18 protein-coding genes are annotated in these 21,029 nt (G+C 39.7%); 4 read left to right on the forward strand and 14 right to left on the reverse strand.

Annotated elements, in window-relative coordinates:
• Positions 1–322 precede the first annotated feature (322 nt).
• A complete protein-coding gene (locus IGK63_RS08960) occupies positions 323–790 on the reverse strand; it encodes a hypothetical protein (RefSeq protein WP_005235556.1) in 468 nt (155 codons plus the stop codon).
• Positions 791–1,821: 1,031 nt separating this feature from the next.
• Here IGK63_RS08960 and IGK63_RS08965 point away from each other — a divergent pair.
• Together IGK63_RS08965 and IGK63_RS08970 are read left to right on the forward strand one after the other, a co-directional pair.
• Positions 1,822–2,304, forward strand: a complete 483-nt coding sequence (locus IGK63_RS08965; protein ID WP_005235554.1) for a hypothetical protein — start codon at positions 1,822–1,824, stop codon at positions 2,302–2,304.
• Between the two features lie 19 nt (positions 2,305–2,323).
• The gene (locus tag IGK63_RS08970) at positions 2,324–3,382 is read left to right on the forward strand and encodes a WxL protein peptidoglycan domain-containing protein (protein WP_016612198.1); all 1,059 of its coding nucleotides are present in this window, start codon (positions 2,324–2,326) and stop codon (positions 3,380–3,382) included.
• Positions 3,383–3,522: 140 nt separating this feature from the next.
• Here the strand turns inward: IGK63_RS08970 and IGK63_RS08975 are convergent, their stop codons facing one another.
• The 8 genes from IGK63_RS08975 to IGK63_RS09010 all read right to left on the reverse strand — a co-directional run bounded on the left by IGK63_RS08975 (position 3,523) and on the right by IGK63_RS09010 (position 12,802).
• Positions 3,523–4,293 carry a hypothetical protein gene (locus IGK63_RS08975; RefSeq protein WP_016612199.1) on the reverse strand — a complete coding sequence of 257 codons (771 nt, stop codon included), beginning with the start codon at positions 4,291–4,293 and terminating at the stop codon, positions 3,523–3,525.
• Between the two features lie 664 nt (positions 4,294–4,957).
• Positions 4,958–6,538, reverse strand: coding sequence for a peptide chain release factor 3 (locus tag IGK63_RS08980; protein WP_008378231.1), 1,581 nt, complete (start codon positions 6,536–6,538; stop codon positions 4,958–4,960).
• 192 nt (positions 6,539–6,730) lie between these two features.
• Entirely contained in the window at positions 6,731–7,546 is an 816-nt protein-coding gene (locus IGK63_RS08985) for a MetQ/NlpA family ABC transporter substrate-binding protein (protein ID WP_016612200.1), read from the reverse strand.
• Between the two features lie 5 nt (positions 7,547–7,551).
• Positions 7,552–8,220 (reverse strand): methionine ABC transporter permease, encoded by a 669-nt coding sequence (locus tag IGK63_RS08990; RefSeq protein ID WP_005235530.1) that lies wholly within the window; start codon positions 8,218–8,220, stop codon positions 7,552–7,554.
• A complete protein-coding gene (locus tag IGK63_RS08995) occupies positions 8,207–8,932 on the reverse strand; it encodes a methionine ABC transporter ATP-binding protein (RefSeq protein WP_144330601.1) in 726 nt (241 codons plus the stop codon). Before IGK63_RS08995 ends, IGK63_RS08990 begins: the two co-directional genes overlap by 14 nt.
• 10 nt (positions 8,933–8,942) lie before the next feature.
• Positions 8,943–9,959 carry a lipoate--protein ligase gene (locus IGK63_RS09000; protein WP_016612202.1) on the reverse strand — a complete coding sequence of 339 codons (1,017 nt, stop codon included), beginning with the start codon at positions 9,957–9,959 and terminating at the stop codon, positions 8,943–8,945.
• Between the two features lie 238 nt (positions 9,960–10,197).
• Positions 10,198–11,574: a hemolysin family protein gene (locus IGK63_RS09005; protein ID WP_005235523.1), complete on the reverse strand. Its 1,377-nt coding sequence runs from the start codon at positions 11,572–11,574 to the stop codon at positions 10,198–10,200.
• A 112-nt stretch (positions 11,575–11,686) separates the two neighbouring features.
• A complete protein-coding gene (locus tag IGK63_RS09010) occupies positions 11,687–12,802 on the reverse strand; it encodes an AI-2E family transporter (protein ID WP_034872555.1) in 1,116 nt (371 codons plus the stop codon).
• 142 nt (positions 12,803–12,944) lie between these two features.
• Between IGK63_RS09010 and IGK63_RS09015 the strand changes: the two genes are divergently transcribed.
• The gene (locus IGK63_RS09015; RefSeq protein ID WP_016612205.1) at positions 12,945–13,388 is read left to right on the forward strand and encodes a GNAT family N-acetyltransferase; all 444 of its coding nucleotides are present in this window, start codon (positions 12,945–12,947) and stop codon (positions 13,386–13,388) included.
• A gap of 57 nt (positions 13,389–13,445) precedes the next feature.
• Here IGK63_RS09015 and IGK63_RS09020 read toward each other — a convergent pair whose 3' ends face one another.
• From IGK63_RS09020 to recX, 4 genes are all read right to left on the reverse strand, one after another.
• Entirely contained in the window at positions 13,446–14,408 is a 963-nt protein-coding gene (locus IGK63_RS09020) for an N-acetylmuramoyl-L-alanine amidase (protein ID WP_016612206.1), read from the reverse strand.
• Between the two features lie 161 nt (positions 14,409–14,569).
• On the reverse strand, positions 14,570–15,103 hold the full coding sequence (gene ntdP, locus IGK63_RS09025) for a nucleoside tri-diphosphate phosphatase (RefSeq protein ID WP_005225863.1): 534 nt from the start codon (positions 15,101–15,103) through the stop codon (positions 14,570–14,572).
• A 93-nt stretch (positions 15,104–15,196) separates the two neighbouring features.
• Positions 15,197–16,348 carry an A/G-specific adenine glycosylase gene (gene mutY / locus IGK63_RS09030; protein WP_016612207.1) on the reverse strand — a complete coding sequence of 384 codons (1,152 nt, stop codon included), beginning with the start codon at positions 16,346–16,348 and terminating at the stop codon, positions 15,197–15,199.
• Positions 16,341–17,135, reverse strand: a complete 795-nt coding sequence (gene recX, locus IGK63_RS09035) for a recombination regulator RecX (protein ID WP_008378247.1) — start codon at positions 17,133–17,135, stop codon at positions 16,341–16,343. Before recX ends, mutY begins: the two co-directional genes overlap by 8 nt.
• A gap of 114 nt (positions 17,136–17,249) precedes the next feature.
• Here recX and rlmD point away from each other — a divergent pair, with 114 nt between their 5' ends.
• On the forward strand, positions 17,250–18,626 hold the full coding sequence (gene rlmD / locus IGK63_RS09040) for a 23S rRNA (uracil(1939)-C(5))-methyltransferase RlmD (protein WP_016612208.1): 1,377 nt from the start codon (positions 17,250–17,252) through the stop codon (positions 18,624–18,626).
• 330 nt (positions 18,627–18,956) lie between these two features.
• Here rlmD and glyS read toward each other — a convergent pair whose 3' ends face one another.
• A complete protein-coding gene (gene glyS, locus IGK63_RS09045) occupies positions 18,957–21,029 on the reverse strand; it encodes a glycine--tRNA ligase subunit beta (RefSeq protein WP_016612209.1) in 2,073 nt (690 codons plus the stop codon).

A 21,029-nucleotide genomic window follows, 5' to 3' on the forward strand; every position in this document is an offset into this window, starting at 1 on the left:
CCCGCCTTATTTAAAAAGTATCCCAGTATCCAATTATAGTAAAATAAACTTAAATTTAAGCCTCTTTTTTCATTAAACGGACAATTTTAATAAAAAATTCAGAAAAATCCCCTCTTCTTTAAAACAGTACGGGTGAGAAAAACTTGTGAAACGATTCTTATTTTTTGTAACAAAAAGTGTTGGAAACCCTGAAAAAGAACCTGTGAATTAGCTGTTTCCATAAACTTAGAAAAAATTCGTATTCTTTCATTGATTGGTAAGTGACTTGGAGAGTAAAATCATTTTCTAGCTGGACAAACTTCTTTGAGGAATCAAGTTCATTTCAAAGAGCTTGTAATAAAATATCTTCTCTTTTTAGCCAGCAATCTTTGTATTCATAAATGTTAATGATCGACAATTCATCACTCATTTGATTGATTGACCGCATGATTTCTTCATCATCCGAATCAACATTGCCAATGACATGCAAATCATAATGAACACCAGATTTATCCACGCACTCAACGATATAGCTGATCACATCTCCCCAAAAATGTTCCAATCGATGAGTGCCGCCTGCTTTTTCTAACCTTGAACGTTCAGCGATACACAAAACGTTTTTTGAAGAGTATTGCAAGATGTTGATTTCCCCTAGTGATTGTGCTAAGTAGTCAAGAACCGATTGGCGATCATCTTCTTGATCCACAATTAAATTTCTCTCTAAAATCGTATTCGTCTTGTTGCTGAAAAAGCGCACAGTCAACATAGTAGCATTCTTTTGTCGACTGAAATTTATTCTGGTTTGCAGCATTTTGATTCACTCCTTAAAAGAACTTTGATCCTCTGCTATTAAGGATATAGTAAGAACCAGCCGATTTTTATCGTCTTTTTTTCAAAAAAACTACAAATAAAATAATCATTGTTCCTCATTTTTCTTTCTACTGACTAAAAGACCTGTTAATTAGAAACGAGTAGCAACTTCATAAAAATAAAAGAGACAAAAAAACTCTAAGGTTTCTTCAAAGAGTCTTATTGTATATTCTCCTAATATTATGAATCCTACTAAAATCTAGTATTAATGAGATAGTAATTCTAAACAGCTAATTTTTTTGAGATATTTTTAAAATGAAACAAGTACGGATTTATAATTTTAAGCTTGAAGCAACCTTTAATATCTCTGTCCCGTTAAGGTAGAAGATTTATAGGTACAGATTACAAATTGAATAAAAACATTAATTGATAATTTTCAAATCTATGACTTTGATTGCCCATTCAATAGAAATGCATAAATAGAACAATACGTTCAATCCCCACCTATGCAATAGTTCATACTCGTAAAACTACTTCTATAAATAGTATCTTAAAAATGATAGAAGATTGTATTCTACTGAATTGCAGATGTTCACGAAAGAAATAACAGATATGAATCTTCAGAACTGATTCCCCTGACAGCGACTGATTCAGAGCAAATTCTCAGAGACTACGAATAACAATATAATTACTTTGCTAGGTCGAATCCTAGTTGGAACGACAATTCTTTCAACTCTGAGAAGATCTTGACTTAAAATATTAGCCAAATTGTAACATTGCAACAAAATTATTTTCATATAAATCATTACTGCACTGACAATTGCTACACAGAAAAATATGTGGACTTGATAATCAACATCACTTGACTACTAGAAAATTTGATTAAATTATTTTATAAAAAATCAGATTAATAAAATATTTTCTACTTTTTCATTAAAAATAGCGCAAAAACGGATAATAACTTAATACATCATCATTGTATACTTTATTTAAGCAGTAAATCATCTGCAAAAATTAAAGTGAGGTTTTATTATGAAAAAAGTTATTTTGGGTACTACATTGGCAACATCTTTACTACTAGTAGGAGGAATCACTGCGTCAGCAGATGTTGCTATGCCAGAGGTTCCCTCTGTTCCATTTGCTGTTACTATAACAGAAGGAACATCTAGTTTTGCATTTAATGATATGAATTTAAACGAAACGTTCGAAATAAGTCCAGCATTATTTGTCAACGGAACAATGACAGGAACTATTGAAAACGTTGGCGGAACATTAACAAACTTAACTCGTTCAGTTAATAAAGTTACAATTACAGTTTCTTCTGATTCTGAAGGAATCGTTATCACCGAAAATGGTGATGTTGCCGTTGAAGCAGAAGCTATTTCCCAATCAGTAGCTACCAGCGTAGATACAACTTTCACATTCAATCGTCAAACTGCTTTGCTAGATGGCACACCCACTATCACAGTTACTGCATCAGATACTACTGACTTAGACAATGGCCAAGACCTTTAATTCTTAAAAAGGATAACATATGGATAAAATATCAAAACACAGAGACTCCTTTCTAAGAGTTTCTGTGTTCTTCCTCATATTGACAATAATCGCAAATATAAATATAAGTATTGCAACAGCGAATGAGACAACGAATACTTTAAAACTATCGCTTAGCGATACCGAATATGAGACATCAAGAAATACTATTACTCTTCCTTCTGATGTTGATAAAAAGTATACATTTGAAATTAAATTGGAAAACATCGGAGCTGGTGATTCATCAATAGTGGTCACTCCCTTTGCTTCAACTGCTATTCCAAGAGAATCCTCTATTTTGTACACTTCGAATACAGAGAACCTTCTCGATGATAAATACGACTTTTCAAATTATGTTACTATCGCTTCAGAAGCTATAGACGAAGAGAATCAAATAGAAATTGCTCCTAATGAATCTGTTGGTGTCAGCATTACCATAAATGTTCCAGACGACATAGAGCTTGAAGGTACTGTAATGGGTGGAATTAATTTTAAGCAAATATTAGGTGTTCAAACAGCTGAAGATTCTATTAGTATTGCGTCTGCCTACGAGTCTATTATTTTTATCAACTTAATTTTTAGCAAATATGAGGATATTCAAGATATTATTTATCAAGATTTCTCATTTGTTGCTCTTCAGGACACGGTAAACCTACAATTTTATGCCCTCAACTATAATCCTATTTTAGGCAACTTAAACAATGCGCTCTACGAACTAATAAACCCAAATGGAGAAACAATTGTCTCTGGAGAGTTAGCAGATTCCGTTCTTTTAACGCCGTTAACCAAATCAAGAATGCAGATTCCTTTAATAGACGATAGTGAGCTTATTGAAGGCGAATACCGTTTAACAATAGAAACAACTAGAAAAGCGATCACCACTACTTTTTCTTATGAGAAAGAGGACTTGGATAACTTCAAAAAAGAGAACCGTCCAACGAACACTGCCAACGTTCAGACAAATAATCAAATCCTTATCTGGATCATCTTTGTTCTCATTGCAGCGCTGGCAGCTGCAGTCATCTACATTTTAAAATCAAAAAGAAAAAGAGAGGGCTAGTTCCTCTCTTTTGTTCTGCTTCTACTTATTCCATTGGTCATCAATTATTGAGAGATTCCTTTTTAAAGAAATGTTGCGTATCTTCTCTCCATGGTTTCCTCTTTAGGAAGAAATAGAAGAAGTGAGACAAGAAAAACCGCTCATATCAAATAAGCGGTTTTTCCTAATATAAATCTAAACATATTTTTTTCAATGATCACTTCTTTTGAAAAAAATGTTGCTGTCTCACATTGGCTTTTCTTCCCTAAAAAAAACTCAGTACCAGCCTCATCCTCAACATCACTGATTGAATCTTCTAGTTTGGTAGAATCCTTATCAAGCGAGTCTTCTTCCAAGTTTGCTTGCTCGTCGTAAATAGATTCTGCTTCTTCCTTTTGGCTCTCAGAATCATCTTCGATGCCATTGTCTTCTTGCTTTTCATCGTCTTGGTCTTCAGTCATTAAGTTCTCATCCGATATCTCTTCTTTTTCCTCATCCGTCTGATTCATTTTTATATCTTTCGTAAAGGTCTCTGAATCATCAATTGCTGTAAAAGTGACTGATAGGTAGTACTCAGAGTTGGAATCAAGATATTCCTTTATGTTCAATGTTGCAGCTACGTTAAGAATCATTGATACTTCATCAGTATCCTCAATCTGAATGATTTTCTCTTCCGAACCGTTCACGCTGTTTAGTTCTGCTGAAAATGCCTTCCCGACAGCTGTGATCTCTACGCCAAAAGCACCTTCACTGCCGTTGCTATCGACGGTCAACTGAAGATCTTGTGTGGTTTTCAACAAATAATAGTGTTCGTCCTTAAAGTCAATCGTGTTCAAATCAAAAATCAACGTTTCGGAAACCTCATCAGCCGCAGCCTCTACTGTTGGAAAGAAAAATATCGCCGAAAATATGAATAACAAACTTTTTAACACTACATGGTCCCCTTTCTTCTTTCAGAAATCACTTTTATTTAACAAATAATCATTCGCTTTAGCAAAATCGTTCTATAGATAACTAGTAGACTAGCAATGAGACTAATTCATTTTGGAGTTATGAAGCCATGGTTCACCAACTGAAAACTTAAGCCATCTGTTAGAAGTGCTTCAAATGAAGTTTTAAGGGCTATAACCGAATCATGCTCAGATAAAGAAAGTTTAGTCTTCACTAGTAGCATCTGACAAAAAGAACTTGTCCCTCGATCAAATGATTAAATGACCTCTATCACTGGCAATCTATTCTCTGCTTTCCCTCTACTTTCAAACAAGTGAAAATTTCCTGAATCACCAAATGTGCCTATGATATTTTTCTATTCATTTCAAGTGCACTTCCTTGCGGTCATCTTTAATACTACGCTCTTTTTCCAACTCTTTTTATCTTCTTTTAAAAGAATGCTTATAAATTAGGATAATTGTCTGATCATTGGACCATTGCCCAAATCACACAGCCTTCCTTCTGTATCAAAAGCACGTTTTCAGCAAAAAAAGCCCCTTCTTATCCATTTTGATAAGAAAGGACTTTCTACGATCGTTCAATTCAAAAAGATCAGCCTTACGTACAGAGTTGCGCATACCTAGACAGGCTCGCGGGAAACGGCTCTTACATCAAACTCTTCAATTCGACATCTGGGTACTTATCTGCGAACCAACGCATCGCAAATTGATTCTCAAACAAGAACAATGGCTGGTCGAAACGGTCTTTCGCTAAAATGTTACGACTGGAGCTCATACGCTCATCCAAGTCTTTCGGATCGATCCAACGGGCGATCTTGTGGCCCATTGGGGTCATGATGACTTCCGCATTGTACTCATTCATCATGCGATATTGGAAAACTTCAAATTGCAGTTGCCCGACAGCACCGATGATATACTCATCACTAAGATACGTCTTGTACAACTGGATAGCCCCTTCTTGGACCAACTGATAGATTCCTTTATGGAAAGATTTTTGCTTCATCACATTTTTCGCAGTAACTTTCATAAAGAGTTCCGGAGTAAACGATGGCAGCTCTTCGTAAGCAACTTTTAGTTTTCCTTCATAAATCGTGTCACCGATTTGATAATTCCCCGTGTCATAGACACCAATGATATCTCCGGCGACAGCTTCTTCAATATTTTCACGGGTATCAGCCATAAATTGAGTCACATTACTGAGTTTCATTTTTTTGCCAGTACGTTCTAAAGTAACGTCCATGCCTCGTTCAAAGGTTCCTGAACAAATGCGGACAAAGGCGATCCGGTCACGATGGGCAGGATTCATGTTTGCTTGGATCTTGAATACAAACCCAGACATTTCTGGTTCATAAGGACTGACTTCCTCACCAGCTAGTGTTTTATGTCCGTAAGGTGCTGGTGCAAAAGTCAAGAAGGTTTCTAAAAAGGTCTGTACGCCAAAATTTGTGAGAGCAGAACCAAAGAATACAGGGGTTTGATCGCCCCGAGCGATTTTTTCTGTATCAAAGGCGTCGCCAGCTTCTTGCAGCAATTCCACTTCTTCTAAAACTTGTTGGAACAGCCCATCTTCGGCAAATGGATGATCTGCTGGGAATTGACCATTTTCATCTAGGGCAACTAAACGTTCCCCACCGTGATTGTCAGGACGGTAAAATTCGACCCGTTGGTTGTGGATATCATACAGTCCTTCCAAGCCTTTCCCCATGCCGATCGGCCAATTCATTGGAAATGATTCGATCTCTAAAAGATCTTCTAGTTCTTCTAATAATTCTAATGGTTCGCGGCCATCACGGTCGAGTTTATTGATAAAAGTAAAAATCGGAATACCACGTTTTTTAACGACCTGGAAGAGTTTTTTCGTTTGTGCTTCGATCCCTTTTGCGCTATCGATCACCATGACAGCACTATCCACCGCCATCAAGGTACGGTAGGTATCTTCAGAAAAGTCCTCATGCCCAGGGGTATCTAAAATATTGACCCGTTTGCCTTGGTAATCAAACTGCATAACGGAACTGGTAACGGAGATCCCCCGTTGTTTTTCGATTTCCATCCAGTCGGACTTTGCGAAATTACCAGTCTTTTTCCCTTTGACCGTACCAGCTTGGCGAATCGCGCCACCGAATAATAATAATTGTTCTGTAATGGTTGTTTTCCCCGCATCCGGATGGGAAATAATCGCAAAGGTACGGCGACTATCGACTTGTTGTTTTAATTTTGGATTATCCATTGATTCTATTGCTCCATTTCTTGTATTTACAATGCGAACAGTGTCTATTTTAGACTGTCGCTAGTTTTCTGACCAAATCAGTATATCATGGATAAGGGTGATAAAAAAGCAAAAAAAGACAAGAAACCCCTTTGACTACTCTCTTTTAGAGAGTTAGGCAAAGGGCGTTCCTTCCATTTTGATAGAAATAAATTAAAATGCTGGCAATAAGGTATCGCTATGCTCGTTTTCTAAAAACTCACGAACTTTATCGCTAGTCATGGCACGGCGCAATACAGCGATTTTTTCAGAATCTTGATTGTCTTCTCGAGCAACCAATGAGATAGCAAAGCGATCATCGATGGTCTTTTCTAAGAAAAGGGCATCTGCTGGTTTCAAACCGATTTTCGCGATATAGGTTGGGTAATTGTATACCAAAGATACGTTTGGTTCATCATAGGCTTCCGCAAGATTCAGTAAATCGACAGATAACCACTCAAATTTTTTCGGATTTTCGGTAATGTCTTTTAATGTCCCATTGACACCAACGCCTTCTTTAAGGGTAATCAATCCTTCTTCTGCTAAAATCGCTAACGCTCGACCTTCATTGGACACATCATTTGGCAATGCGACTTTCGTTCCTTCTGGAATATCATTGATATCCGTATACTCTTTGGAATAAAAACCGACTTTTGCGTTGTAGATTTTATCTAGTGCCACTAGGTTTGCATCTTTTTCTTCATTATACATTTGCATATATGGTTCATGTTGCGCAAAGTTAGCATCGACCTCGTCATTATTCAGCAACTCATTGTACTGGATATTGTCATTGACTTGGACCAATTGGATTTCCCAGCCATCTTCCACTGCTTCAGCTGCAACCTTTACGACATCGGTCATTGGCGTCGTTTGCGAAGCGACCTTGATGATTTTCTCTTCGCTCGCTTCATCAGAACCTGTACCGCAAGCCCCCAATACACCTAATGCCAATACACTCAATCCTAAAACAAATCCTTTTTTCACTTTCATTCCTCCTATTTTCGTTTATCAAGTTTTCTTGCTGCTTGATTGCCAATCCCTTGCAGGATAAAGACCAAAAGAATCATGATGATAATTGCAAAATACATCACGCCATACTCATAACGCTGGTACCCATAACGGATCGCAAAATCGCCGATACCGCCGCCGCCAACGATCCCCATCACCGTCGAATAAGAAACCATGCTGACTGCTGTCGTCGTTAAAGATAAAATCAAGCCGCTTCTAGCTTCCACTAGTAAAAACGACCAAACATACTGCCATTGACTGACACCAAGAGATTTCGCCAAATAAGAAACTTCTTCTGGAACATCCAACAGCACTTGCTCCGTCAAACGAGCAAAAATACTCATAGCAACGATGCTCAAAGGAAAACTGGCGGGAATCGGTCCAAATGAGCTGCCTAAAAGCATCCGCGTCAACGGGATCAAAGCTACAACAAATAATAAAAAAGGAAACGAGCGGATGATCGTCACAATGAGATTCAAACACTCATAAAGAAATGAGATTTTTTTCCCTCGGCTGCGACTGAGAAAAAGCCAGACACCTAACGGTAGACCTAAGACAATGGCTGCGAGCATCGAAATGCCCATCATGATCGCTGTTTCTTTCAAAGATTGCAGCAATTCAGGCAGATAATACAAAATACTCTCACTGATCGTCATGCAGCAGACTCCTCTCCACTTTGTTCACATAAGAGCTTTCAATGCGGACGATTGGTTGTGGCTGATTGGCAAACTCCGCCTCAAAGACGGCGTCCTCCAATACAAACACACGTTGACAAATTTGTCGGACGGCCGATAGCTCATGACTGACAAAGACGACAGCTGGTTGAAACGTCTGTTGAACTTTTTGCAGCAAAGCAAGAACATCGGCTTTCGTATCTTCGTCCAGCGCACTAGTGGGCTCGTCACACAGCAAGATTTTGGGCTCACGGATCAAAGCCCGTGCAATAGCCACTCGTTGTTTCTCTCCGCCGCTTAACTTGGCCGGATAGATGTGGGCTTTATCTTCCATGCCAACAAACGAAAGCATCTCAAGTACCATATCTGCTGACTTTCCCATTAACTTCAAGGGCAAATAGACATTTTCGAAAACGGTTCGATTGTGTAACAGATTGTAATTTTGAAAAATCATGCCGATTTCTTGTTGTGCACGTAGCAGATGCTTTTTATTCGATGTATCGATTTTTTTGCCATCAAAAAGTAATTCCCCGCTGTCAGGGGTTTCAATCAAGTTTAAAAGCCGCAACAACGTCGATTTTCCTGAGCCGCTTTTGCCGACGACCCCAACGATTTCTCCTGCCTGAACAGAAAAAGACAAACCACCGAGAACCTTTCGATCGTAACGCTTTGTGAGATTGATCGCTTCTAACATCTTTTTCCTCCTAATCAAACAGCAATGCTAAAAATTCAGAAGCGGTCATCTGATGGATAAACTGATCGATGGCGATTCCCTCTAGCAAGCGGCTAATGGTGCTTTTTTCAAAATCAATACCTTGCAACATCGCTTCAAGTTCACTGATCTCTTTTTGTCCAAAAAAATCACCGGTAATTTGAATCGCTGCAATCTTGCCTTTGTTGACAGTAAAATCGACTTCAACAATCCCAACCTGCTCAAACCGCTTTCTTTTTTGCCATTCGAAAGCAGGCGCTTCATTAAAAATCCACTCATTATTGGCATATCGTTCTTCAAACAGTGTTTGGATCGCTTGTCGATCGGTTTCCGTTAAGACGATCTCTTGCTCACTGATTTCATCAATCGATTCTACTTCATAGATTCGGCAAAGGAGTGTATCTCGAAATTCCTTGGTATCCATTGATTGGTATTGCTCTTCCAAAAAGGGCTTGATATTCGTCACACTTTTCCGAACTGATTTCGTGGCTTTAGAAGCAATTTTTTCTTGGGCAACATGTAGAACTTTCGTCAATTCTTCTAGATCCACATCATACATCAATGTGCCATGGGAATACGTCCGGCCTTTTTTTGTATACATCGCATTGCCAGAAAACTTTTTCCCATCAATGAACAGATCATTACGGCCATGTACTTCAACATCCTTGGCTCCCATTGCCGCTAAGCCTTTCATGATAGGTTGTGTTGCACTTTGATAGTCACCAAAGCTCGTGGCATCTTTTTTGGTGACAAAACTAAAACTCATATTGCCTAGATCGTCATAAACCGCTCCACCACCAGACGTTCTGCGAGTCAAAACGATCTTACGGCTTCTTAGATAGTCAAAATCAATCTCTTGATACGCATTTTGATTTCTGCCGATTATAACACATGGTTTTTGTATGTATAACAGAAGACAAGGATCCGAAACATCTACGTTATTCATCAAATACTCTTCAGTCGCCAAATTGTAACGGATATCTTCACTAAGCATACGGTAAAATTTCATTTCAAGCCCCTCATTCTCATTATATTTCTATGGATATTCTCGCTTTTCTTACGGAAAATTGCAATCAAACTGCTTAACGATAAGATACATGTGTTTTTTTATCTGTTTTTAAACTGTATTATTCAATAAATTTATCGTAACCGTTTCTTCCATACAAATCAAGGGGAATACGTAAAAAAACGGACAAAAAAGACCAAAGCAACTGCCTTGGTCTTTCTCATTTCATTTATACGGAACTTTAACGGCGAGGCTCATCTTCCTCAAAATCTTTACGGAAATAGCGCCGCTCTTCCTCTGGTTCCACTTCCCCTTCTTCTGGGTCGTGGAAAATCACCCGGATCTTCAAGACGCGTGATCCTTCCATTTCTTCAGAGATCAGCTTCACATTGTCCACTTCGAAGGATAGTTTTTCTCCTTCATCGGGGATTAATCCTAAAGCAGTGATCAAATATCCTGCCATCGTATCCACATCACTCATATGCAAGCTCATGTTGAAGGCTTCATTAAAATCATCGATCAACATGCGTCCTTGGATGACATATTCTTTATCAGAGATTTTTTCATAAAGCTCTTCGACTTCATCTGATTCATCATCGATCTCGCCGACGATTTCTTCTAGCAAGTCTTCTAGTGTAACCAACCCAACGACGCCGCCATATTCATCAAGTAAAATCGCCATTTGGTTTTGGGTTTTCTTTAATTCATAAAGCAAATCATCGATAAAGACCGTTTCTGGCACAAACAATGGTTCCTGCAGGATTTGTTTGATGTCCATCGTATCAAAGCCATATTTGTACGCACATTTCAAAAGATTTTTGGTATGTAAAATCCCTACGACTTTGTCTTTATCTTCATTATATACAGGAATACGAGAATAATTTTCTGCTAAAATTTCAGTCAAAATTTCTTCTACTGAGTCATTGATGTCCACCATAAAGGCTGAGGTTCTAGGAACCATGACTTCCCGGGCGACTTTCGTGTCTAATGAAAAGATCCCTTGCAGCATCTCTAATTCATCTTCTTCAAAGACCCCTTCTGTTTCCAACATATACCGCATTTCATCACGGGTCATCTTCGTGTCTTCATCGTCAAATTCCATTGGAGTGATGCGCGCCAATAAACTTGTCGAAGCAGATAAGAACCAGACGAAAGGTTTTGCAATAATCCCGATCGTTCGAATGACACCAGAAGTGAACTGGGCAACTTCTTCTGATTTGTTCATGGCGATCCGTTTTGGATACAACTCACCGAAAACGATCGACACATACGTCAAGATCGCTAAAACAATAATGTTCGCTAAGCTTTTAGCCGCCGTCCCTCCACCTAATAAAGGTGCCAAACGGGTCGACAAGGTATCTGCCAGAGATGCCCCAGATAAAATATTCACCAAGGTAATCCCAACTTGGATCGTTGACAAGAAATTTGTTGGATTATCAATGATTTTCAATAATTTTTGTGATTTGACATTTCCTTCTTCCGCTTTTTGCTCCACACGGTTTTTGTTAACTGAGACAACTGCGATCTCAGAGGCCGCTAGAAAAGCGTTGATCAATGTCAAAACGATCAATAATAAAATTTGCGCTAGAAGCGACTGACTCTCGGGGTCAGCATTCATAATAGCATTCTCTCCTTATTTTTTCATTTTCTAAAAAAAATCGTGGGCTTAGCCCACGATAAAATCCTATCACAAAGTTTTTTTCTTTGCAATAAAAAACACCAGTCATTGATTATTCGATCAACCGTTCCTGATTTTTCTTGATTTTGTCGTCTTTGATCAGGCGAACAATAAAGACGACGATCGTTCGGCAAATCGCATAAAATGGCACACCTAGGAAAATCCCCAGCAAGCCAGCTAGATTTCCAGCAACTAATAAGACCAAAATGATCGTTAACGGATGGATCGCCAATGATTTTCCGATTACATTCGGGTAAATAACATTTCCGTCTAATTGTTGGACGACCAGAACCACGATACAGCATAATAATGCGCGAAATGGTTCATCAAAGACCGTCACTAACACCGCCGGAATCAAACCAAGATATGGGCCTAAATAAGGGATCAAGTTTGTGACGCCTGCAATTACCCCAAAAAGAAAGGCATAGTTAACGCCGATCATCCAGTAACCAATAAACGTGAAGGTAGCGACAAAAATACATTCGATCGCTTGCCCACTAATGTAATTGGATAATGTCTTGTTTAAGTCACCTAGCAACCCAACAATCTGATCTCGTCTTCTTTCTGGAAAGACAGTTTTCAGATTAGGAACTAGCTTTTCTCCATCCTTCAACATGTAAAAAAGGATGAATGGTACTGTAACGATGATCATCGTCGCGGAAGCAATCGTGCTGACGATCGATCCTAAGCTAGTGGATAACCCACTAAGAAACTGCTGCAGCAAAGAACCATAAGAAAGATTTAGGTTTTCTAACTGCTGCGCGATATCGATTTGTTTGAAAAATGGATCATCTGCGATTCTTGAGATCCAACTTTCCATATTTTTGGCAAATGTTGGAATATTTTCCGCCAATGAAGTAATCTGACTCACTAGATTAGGAATAACGCTGACGAAAATCAAGATGATTGCTGCTACTAATAACAACAGAACCAATATGACAGCAAACAGTCGTTTTATTTTTGTGGTTCTCATCAAAAATAAGACGATTGGATTTAGCAGGTAATACAGAAAGCCAGCAATCAATACTGGTGCAAATAAAGTAGAAAAAAACGTGCCAATCGGTGCAAATAGAAAATTGACTTTACTTAACACAAACACGAGTGTCACTAAAACCAATGCTTCCAATGACCAAAAGAACAGTTTTGATTGTTTGAATTTGTCGAACAAAAGATTCCCTCCCTTTTTTATAACATTATAGATGATTTTGAAAAAAAAAGCTTGCGACTTTAGCCGCAAACAAAAAAAATTTGTAAAAAAAGTGGTATACTATTAAAAATAACGGAGAAATCTTAGCTGAGGTGAATTTTTTATGCATATTGCACAAACAAAAGATACGCTGAGTGACATTTATTTGGCGTCATTGAAAATACGAAATCAAGTATTCGTGAAAGAGCAAGGTGTTCCATTAGCATTGGAAGTAGATGAAAATGAAGCATTGGCAGTCCACTTTGTCTTATATGACGACGATAATGAAGCAGTCGCAACCTTGCGTTTCTTACCTATCTCTGATCATGAAGTGAAGTTGCAGCGAATGGCGGTCCCCGCTGCTCATCGAGGTTCAGGTTATGGCAGACAACTGATCGAAGGTGCGGAAGCCTTCATTCAAAAACAAGGAATCAAAAAAGTCACTTTAGGGGCACAAATAACCGCCAAAGAGTTTTACTTGAAGTTAGGCTATCAGCCTGAAGGCGATGTTTTTTTAGACGCAGATATGCCCCATATCAAAATGAGCAAAATCTTTAACGAGAAGTGATTCCTTAAAATAGCGACCACAAAACAGATCCTTCCTCTGTTTTGTAGTCGCCGTTTTTTATTCCTCTGCTTCAACGATCTCTTCAATCGCTGTCAGCAACGCTTGCGCCACCCTTTGATCATACCCTTCACTTGTAATCATTGCCAAATCATTGTCACTGTTCAAATAGCCTAACTCCAATAATACTGCTGGAAGATATTGTTCTCGCAACACATAATAGTTACCAAAACGAGTGCCGTTGGAACTCAATGCCACCGAAGAACTCAAATTGGCAGTGATCGTTTCTGCCATCTCTTTTGACCCAGTATAGTAATAGTAAGTTGTCAGTCCTTGATTACTGTTTGGTATTTCTGAATTATCGTAATGAATGCTAATAAATAAATCTGGTTCTTCTGAAAGCGAAGCAGCGGTGATATCAGACAGCGAGAGATAACGATCTTCAGTGCGTGTATAACTGACTTGAATACCTGCTTCTGTCAACACTTCGCCGATCGTTTGGACCGTTGTTAGCGTCAAGTCTTTTTCCATGATCGTTTGATCCGTTGACAGTGCCCCAGAATCTTCGCCGCCGTGACCTGCATCAAGGACGACTTTGAAGTTCGATAGATCTTTTGGGATTGCCGAAAGCGCGACTTCTTGAATCGATGCTGATTGTTTTTCAATATAACCAGTTACCCCATCGTCTGTTTGAATTTCAACCATGTCTTCTGTTTGACTGATGAAGGTTGCCCAACTTCCCCGATGGATTTTCCCAATGACTGTCTCTTGACTTGTTGACTGATAAATCGGTACATAATCGTTCTCACTTTCAATCGCTGCATCGTATTCTGAGGGATCTACATAAATTTGAACCATACTGGCAGTCTGAGCGGTCTCTTCAGTTTGAGCGTTAAGCTCAGTTTGAGAAGTACTTTCTTGACTCTCCTCACGAGCGGATTGGTCGTTTCTCAACACAGCAAACCCCGCTGCAAAAAGCAGAATCATGGTGGTCCCGATAACAAGCTTCCCTTTTTTCTTCATGTGCTTCCCCCACTAATTTTCTTGGTCTCTCTATCATGGGACTGTCAGCTTAAACAGAACTTAAAACCTGCTGATTGAAGCATTCCATTAGAAACACAAAAAAACTCCAACCAACTTGGTTGAAGTTTCTTAGGGAAAATGAGCGATTCGACCCATTTTACTTATTTTTGAGACAACTGCTTGTAGCGATCATACCAAATGTCCACATACCCTTGCGAAAAGGGTCCTTTGCCATTATTGATCCAATCTACTAAAATTTTGACATTTTCTTTTAAGATAAAATCAATGTCTTGCGGATATTGCATAATCTTACTGTGCAATTCATACTCATCCACATCTAGTAAACGTTTCTCGCCATCAGGAAATACTTTGATATCAAGGTCATAATCGATATATTTCAATGCCTCTTCATCAAGTAAATACGGTGAAGCAAGATTACAATAATAGGAAACCCCCTTTTCTCGAATCATTGCAATAACATTAAACCAGTATTTTTTATGAAAATATACAATTGCTGGTTCACGGGTAACCCAGCGTCTTCCATCTGATTCGGTCACTAATGTATGATCGTTGACCCCTATCACTGAGAATTCACTGGTCTTTAAGACCATCGTATCCCGCCACGTTCGATGCAAATTGCCGTCATGTTTGTAGCTTTGAATGCTGACAAACTCTCCTTCTTTTGGAACTCGCATAGCAACCCTTCCCTCAGCAAGAAAACTTGCGTTTTGTTTGGGTGTTCATTACACCGACATCGTTAATATTATAGCAATAAAAGAAAGCTTTGCCTAGAAATCTTTATCGAGTTTCTGATATTTCTTTAATTGATCCACCAATTTCTGCTGGGGTTTTGGGAAAACATAGTTTTGAAAGGATTCTTTTGCTGCCCATTCGCTGTCTTGTAACGTGAGCTCTCCACGTTTTCTGCCGTAAAATAAAAGGACGTGCCATTTCAAATGACTAAAGATATGAGTGATCTCGCCAAAATGTCGTTTTTGCCAAACGACAGGCAGATCAGGAAAAATTTCGAGCGCATCCTCTTCGGCAATCAAATCCAACTGCAGCTGTTCCTCTTTTACCCATGTTCGCTGCAAAGCATCATATTGTTCTTTCGTTACTTCAACCAACGGAAAATGCCACATAGAAGCTAATAAGCCTGTTTCAGGTCGCTGCACGAGTAAAAACGAGCCTTGATCTTCGATGGCGCCTGCGATGTAATAGACATCTTTTGGCTTTGCTTTTTTCGATTTCACTGGAAAGTCTGTTTGTCGATTCTCCGCATAAGCAAGACAATACTGACTGATGGGACACTCTTCACATTTCGGTGTAGTGGGTGTACAGATTCGTGAGCCAAGATCCATCAAGGCTTGATTAAACTCACCAGGTTCATCGGGGGAAATGATTGTTCTCATCGCCTCGTCAAATGGTCTTCGGCTGCTGGCTTTCGCAATATCTGCTTCGATACAAAATAACCGACTGACGACCCGCATCACATTTCCATCGATTGCCGGTTCTGGCAAGCCAAAAGCAATACTGCCAATGGCTCCAGCTGTGTAGGGACCAATTCCTTTTAATGAGCGAATCTCTTCAATTGATTGGGGCATTTCTCCGTCGAATTCGGCAACGATTTGCTGTGCAGCAGCCTTAAGGTTACGGGCACGAGAGTAATAACCTAAACCTTCCCAAACCTTTAAAAGCTTTTGTTCTTCGGCTGCCGCCAAGTCTTGGATCGTCGGGAATTGTTCCATAAAACGATAGAAATAGCCAATCACTGTTTCCACTCGTGTTTGTTGAAGCATGATCTCTGAGATCCAGATTGCATACGGATCGTTGGTCGCCCGCCAAGGCAGATTGCGTTTTTCTTTATGATACCAAGTTAAAAATGTTTCTTGGAACGTCTTGATTTTTTCTTCATCCCAAGTTTCCCATTGCTTACTCATCCATTACTTCCTCATCTAAGAATCGTTGTATATCATCGATGGCAAACCCTTTTTGATAAAGGCCTTGCTTGATTTTCATTTTTCGTTTCATCAATGGTAACCGCTGATGCCGCCGCATAAGTCGGGCCCCTTCTCTTTGGAGCGCTTCATTTTCTTGGTCCTCATCTTTTTCCATCGGTAATTCATCCAAAATCATCTGAATGACTCCTTGATGAAAACCTTTTTGCATCAAATGCATTTTTATCTTTTGGATCATTTCTTTATGGCTTTTGTTGTGAAAACGACGCATCGCTTTTTCAGCCGTATGATACCCGACTTCAAACTGCATTTCCTCGGTATACAAAGGCAATACTTCCTGAATCACGGGATCTTTTAATCCTTTTTTTCTCAATTGCTGACTGATGACCACGGGTCCTTTATCACTCATGCGGACTTGGGTGCGAATGTAGCTTTCTCCGTAGTTTTTGTCATCGATCAAATTCAACTCTTTCAGACGTTCAACGACTAAGTCTCGGTCTTGTTTTTCGATTTCTTTGTCTTTCAAATAGGTACGGACTTCCATTTCAGAACGCAGCTGATAGCTGATATAGTTCATGGCTTGCTGCAATCCTAAATCAAACCCCGCACTTTTTTTGATTTCTTTTAATTCTTCTTCACTCAGTTCCTTGCCTTTTAATAGCCGAAAACGGACCAAAAGATCTTCTGAGACCCGCAGCGTTTCACCTTCTGATGTCGCCACTTCATAAAATGGTCCTTTTCCTTTATTGATACGAATAATTGTATTCATCTTCTTCACCTCGCGAACGTACATTCTATTTTACCACAACTACGATGAAATTCCTTCTAATCAAGCTGAAAAAATGTGGTAAAATGAACTGACTATTTTATTTAAGGAGTTCACATGGCAAATACACAAGTCCAGCTTGGACAAAAACTACAACTAACGATCAAACGCTTGGGGATCAACGGAGAAGGCATCGGGTATTACAAAAAGCTGATCATCTTTGTTCCCCGTGTTCTACCGGGGGAACAGGTCATTGCCGAAGTCACCAAAGCCTCTCCCCGCTTTGCTGAAGCTAAGATGACCAAAATCATCAAGCCAAGCAGCGATCGCATCCAACCACCCTGCAAGTTTTACGACCGGTGCGGCGGCTGCCAATTGCAGCACTTAGTCTACGACAAACAATTAGACTTCAAAAAAGACCTATTGAAACAAGCACTTGAAAAATTTAAGCCAAAAGGTTACCAACAGTTTGAACTAAGGGATACTTTAGGCATGGATGTTCCTTGGCATTACCGCAACAAAGCACAATTTCAATTGCGTTACAACAGTCAAACCAAACGAATCGAAGTGGGTTTATACGAAATGGAGTCTCATCGCTTAGTCGCCATTGATGATTGCCTCGTACAAGAACAAGATACGCAAAAAGTGATCAACGGCATCGTCCAATTGTTGAACAAATACCAGATCCCGATTTACGATGAACGAAAAAATAGCGGGATTTTACGAACATTGATGGTTCGCATCGGGATCGCCACTGGCGAAGTCCAAGTTGTTTTCATTACCAATTCTGTCAAACTGCCGCAAAAAAATGCGCTGATTCGCGAGATCAATCAGCGCTTGCCGCAAGTCGTTTCCATCATGCAAAATGTGCAAAACAAAAAAACGTCCGTCGTCATGGGAGAGGAAACGATTCATCTTTGGGGCAAAGAAGCAATCGAAGAACGGTTGAATGAACTGACCTTCGATTTGTCCGCCCGCGCATTCTTCCAGCTGAATCCGCAGCAAACCAGCGTCTTGTATCAAGAAGGGTTAAAAGCCCTTGACTTGAGCAAAAATGAAACAGTTGTTGATGCTTACTGTGGTGTGGGGACGATTGGGTTGAGTGTGGCACCTTATGCCAAAGAAGTCCGCGGCATGGACATTATTCCTCAAGCGATCGAAAATGCCCAAGAAAATGCCCACCGTATTGGTGCCCAAAATACCCATTATGAAACGGGAACTGCTGAGGAGCTCTTACCAAAATGGTTCAATGAAGGCTTCAAACCTGATAGCATCATTGTTGATCCGCCAAGGACAGGCTTGGATGAACGATTATTGCAAGCTTTGCTGAAACAACCACCGAAGAAGATGGTCTATATATCTTGTAATGTTTCTACTTTAGCAAGAGACTTAGTCCAATTAGCCAAAGTGTTTCACGTAGAATATCTGCAATCAGTAGATATGTTTCCACAAACCGCACGCTGCGAAGTGGTGGTAAAATTGACCCGCAAATAAACATTCGCCTGACAAATCATTTTGTGATCTGTCAGGCTATTTTATTGCACCTATCGTTTCAGCGTATTTTCAATGGAAAAATGAATCGGTCTGTATGATGAGAATCTTTGTATCATTATAAGCATCATCAAATCCCCAATCATTAAAGCCGAAGAATCGTTCGATCCCTTGAAAAGTAATGGGTCAAAATGTTTTTTATTATATAATATTTAACACTGCAAGAAAGCAATTCTAAGTACAAAAAAAATCGAGAAACATAGAAAAAAAGCCAGAACTGATTCTTTCAGTTCCAGCTTTTTTATTCAGAAATGTGCAACTGCAAGCTGCTTTTTATTTTGTAATCAAAGCATCTAAACTAGCCACTGCCAGACTCATCTTCGCGATTTTATCCAACAAGGCAAAACGGTTGCGGCGAATCTGTTCATCTTCCACCATGACCATTGTTTGATCAAAATAAGCTTCGATCAATGGGCGCAGTGCCACTAAGCTTTGGTAGTTTTCTTCCATCGTTTGATGTGGGAACTTGTTCTCTACTGTTAAGACCGCTTCATACAAGGCAGTTTCAGAGTCGTTTTCAAACAAGGCAGGATCAATTGCTACTTGTTCCAATTCGGCTTTTTTCGCTAAATTGATTACTCGGGTCAAGGCTTCCATCGATGGTTTGAAGTCGGTGTCTTGCAAATGTTCTCTTAACATTTGAGCCGTTTCAAATAGCGTACTGATATCTGCTTGGCGTGCGCCTAAAACAGCTTCAATGACATCATGACGCGTATTTTTGCTGAGTAAGAATTGACGCAGACGGCCTTTCACAAAATCGGTCACTTGTTCTTGACCTGCGGCAAGTTGAATACCAAAAATTTCCGGTTGGGCATTAATAGCTTCACGAATCTCTTCTTGTAACTGAGCAAATGGGAAATACCAGCGTTTTTCAGCTAGGATGCGGATAATTCCGTACGTTTGCCGGCGGAGTGCGTAAGGATCGTTTGAACCACTTGGAACCATATCGACAGCGAAGAACGCAAGCAAGCTGTCCAATTTATCCGCAATGGCTAAAACAGCCCCGATTTTCGATTGCGGCAGTTCACCTTCTGCTGAGATCGGCATGTAGTGTTCACGAATCGCTTGGGCAACTGTTGGTTTTTCTCCTTGTATCAAGGCATACTTTTCCCCCATGATTCCTTGCAATTCAGGGAATTCTCCCACCATATTTGTCACTAAATCAAATTTATAGATTTGAGCTGCCCGTTGGAGATCAGTCAGTTCTTCTTGTGTTAAACCAACAGTATTCCCGATGATTTGTGCAGCTAATCCAACACGCTGCATTTTTTCATACAAACTGCCAATTTTTTCGTGGAAGGTGACTTGCTTAAGCTTTTCCACGCAATGGTCGATGGTCAATTTTTTGTCCTCATTATAGAAAAACTCAGCATCTTCTAGACGGGCGGTCAGTACTTTTTGGTTTCCTTTGATGACATTATCAATTTTCACGGCATCCCCGTTGCGGGCAGAGATGAAATGCGGCAGCAATTCTCCATCAAGGGTGCGGACATCGAAGTAGCGTTGATGTTCTTTCATAGAAGTAACTAACACTTCTTCAGGTACAGAAAGATATTTTTCTTCAAAGTCCCCTACAAAAGCTGTTGGGTATTCAACCAGATTTGTCACTTCTTCGAGTAGGTCTTCATCTAAATCGATCCGCCAGTTGTTTTCTTGAGCGATCGCATTGATTTGTGCGGTGATCATTTGTTGACGTTCGCTTGGATCAGCAATGACAAACTGATGCTTCATTTTCTCCAAATAGTCATCCGCATGATCAAACGTGACTGCCTCACCTAAGAAACGATGACCTTTTGACTCGCGTCCGGTAACAATATCAAGGATTTGGAAAGGAATGACTTGCTCACCAAAGAGTGCGACGATCCAATGAATTGGTCGGATATATTCAAAATCGTAGTCTGCCCAGTGCATCGTTACTGGGAACGTCAAACTCGTGATTACTTCCTGCAATCCTTTCAATACCTCAACGGTTGGTTGACCTTGGGTATGTTTCGTTACATAGACATACTCAACACCTTTTAATTCACGGAAGGTGATGTCATCGGTTGTCAATCCTTGCCCCCGAACAAATCCTTGAGCTGCTTTCGACCAATTGCCTGCTTCGTCTAAGGCGATTTTTTTCGCTGGCCCTTTGACGTCTTCTTGTGTATCGGCTTGTTTTTCAGGAAGACCGGTGACATAGACTGCCAAACGACGAGGTGTCGAATAAGCTTCAATCGCTGTATAAGGTAATGCATGAGCATCTAAGAAAACTGCCGTTTTTTCTTGTAATTGTTTCATACTTGGGGTTACGACATGCGCAGGTAATTCCTCTAAGCCGATTTCTAATAATAGGTTTTGTGCCAT

The organism is Enterococcus sp. AZ040 (assembly GCF_050499185.1).
Lineage (GTDB): Bacteria > Bacillota > Bacilli > Lactobacillales > Enterococcaceae > Enterococcus_D > Enterococcus_D entomosocium.

Coding starts and splice junctions, on each gene's coding strand:
- IGK63_RS08960 (WP_005235556.1), bottom strand. CDS start 790: ATGCTGCAAACCAGAATAAATTTCAGTCGACAAAAGAATGCTACTATG.
- IGK63_RS08965 (WP_005235554.1), top strand. CDS start 1,822: ATGAAAAAAGTTATTTTGGGTACTACATTGGCAACATCTTTACTACTA.
- IGK63_RS08970 (WP_016612198.1), top strand. CDS start 2,324: ATGGATAAAATATCAAAACACAGAGACTCCTTTCTAAGAGTTTCTGTG.
- IGK63_RS08980 (WP_008378231.1), bottom strand. CDS start 6,538: ATGGATAATCCAAAATTAAAACAACAAGTCGATAGTCGCCGTACCTTT.
- IGK63_RS08985 (WP_016612200.1), bottom strand. CDS start 7,546: ATGAAAGTGAAAAAAGGATTTGTTTTAGGATTGAGTGTATTGGCATTA.
- IGK63_RS08990 (WP_005235530.1), bottom strand. CDS start 8,220: ATGACGATCAGTGAGAGTATTTTGTATTATCTGCCTGAATTGCTGCAA.
- IGK63_RS08995 (WP_144330601.1), bottom strand. CDS start 8,932: ATGTTAGAAGCGATCAATCTCACAAAGCGTTACGATCGAAAGGTTCTC.
- IGK63_RS09000 (WP_016612202.1), bottom strand. CDS start 9,959: ATGAAATTTTACCGTATGCTTAGTGAAGATATCCGTTACAATTTGGCG.
- IGK63_RS09005 (WP_005235523.1), bottom strand. CDS start 11,574: ATGAATGCTGACCCCGAGAGTCAGTCGCTTCTAGCGCAAATTTTATTA.
- IGK63_RS09015 (WP_016612205.1), top strand. CDS start 12,945: ATGCATATTGCACAAACAAAAGATACGCTGAGTGACATTTATTTGGCG.
- IGK63_RS09020 (WP_016612206.1), bottom strand. CDS start 14,408: ATGAAGAAAAAAGGGAAGCTTGTTATCGGGACCACCATGATTCTGCTT.
- ntdP (WP_005225863.1), bottom strand. CDS start 15,103: ATGCGAGTTCCAAAAGAAGGAGAGTTTGTCAGCATTCAAAGCTACAAA.
- mutY (WP_016612207.1), bottom strand. CDS start 16,348: ATGAGTAAGCAATGGGAAACTTGGGATGAAGAAAAAATCAAGACGTTC.
- recX (WP_008378247.1), bottom strand. CDS start 17,135: ATGAATACAATTATTCGTATCAATAAAGGAAAAGGACCATTTTATGAA.
- rlmD (WP_016612208.1), top strand. CDS start 17,250: ATGGCAAATACACAAGTCCAGCTTGGACAAAAACTACAACTAACGATC.
- glyS (WP_016612209.1), bottom strand. CDS start 21,029: ATGGCACAAAACCTATTATTAGAAATCGGCTTAGAGGAATTACCTGCG.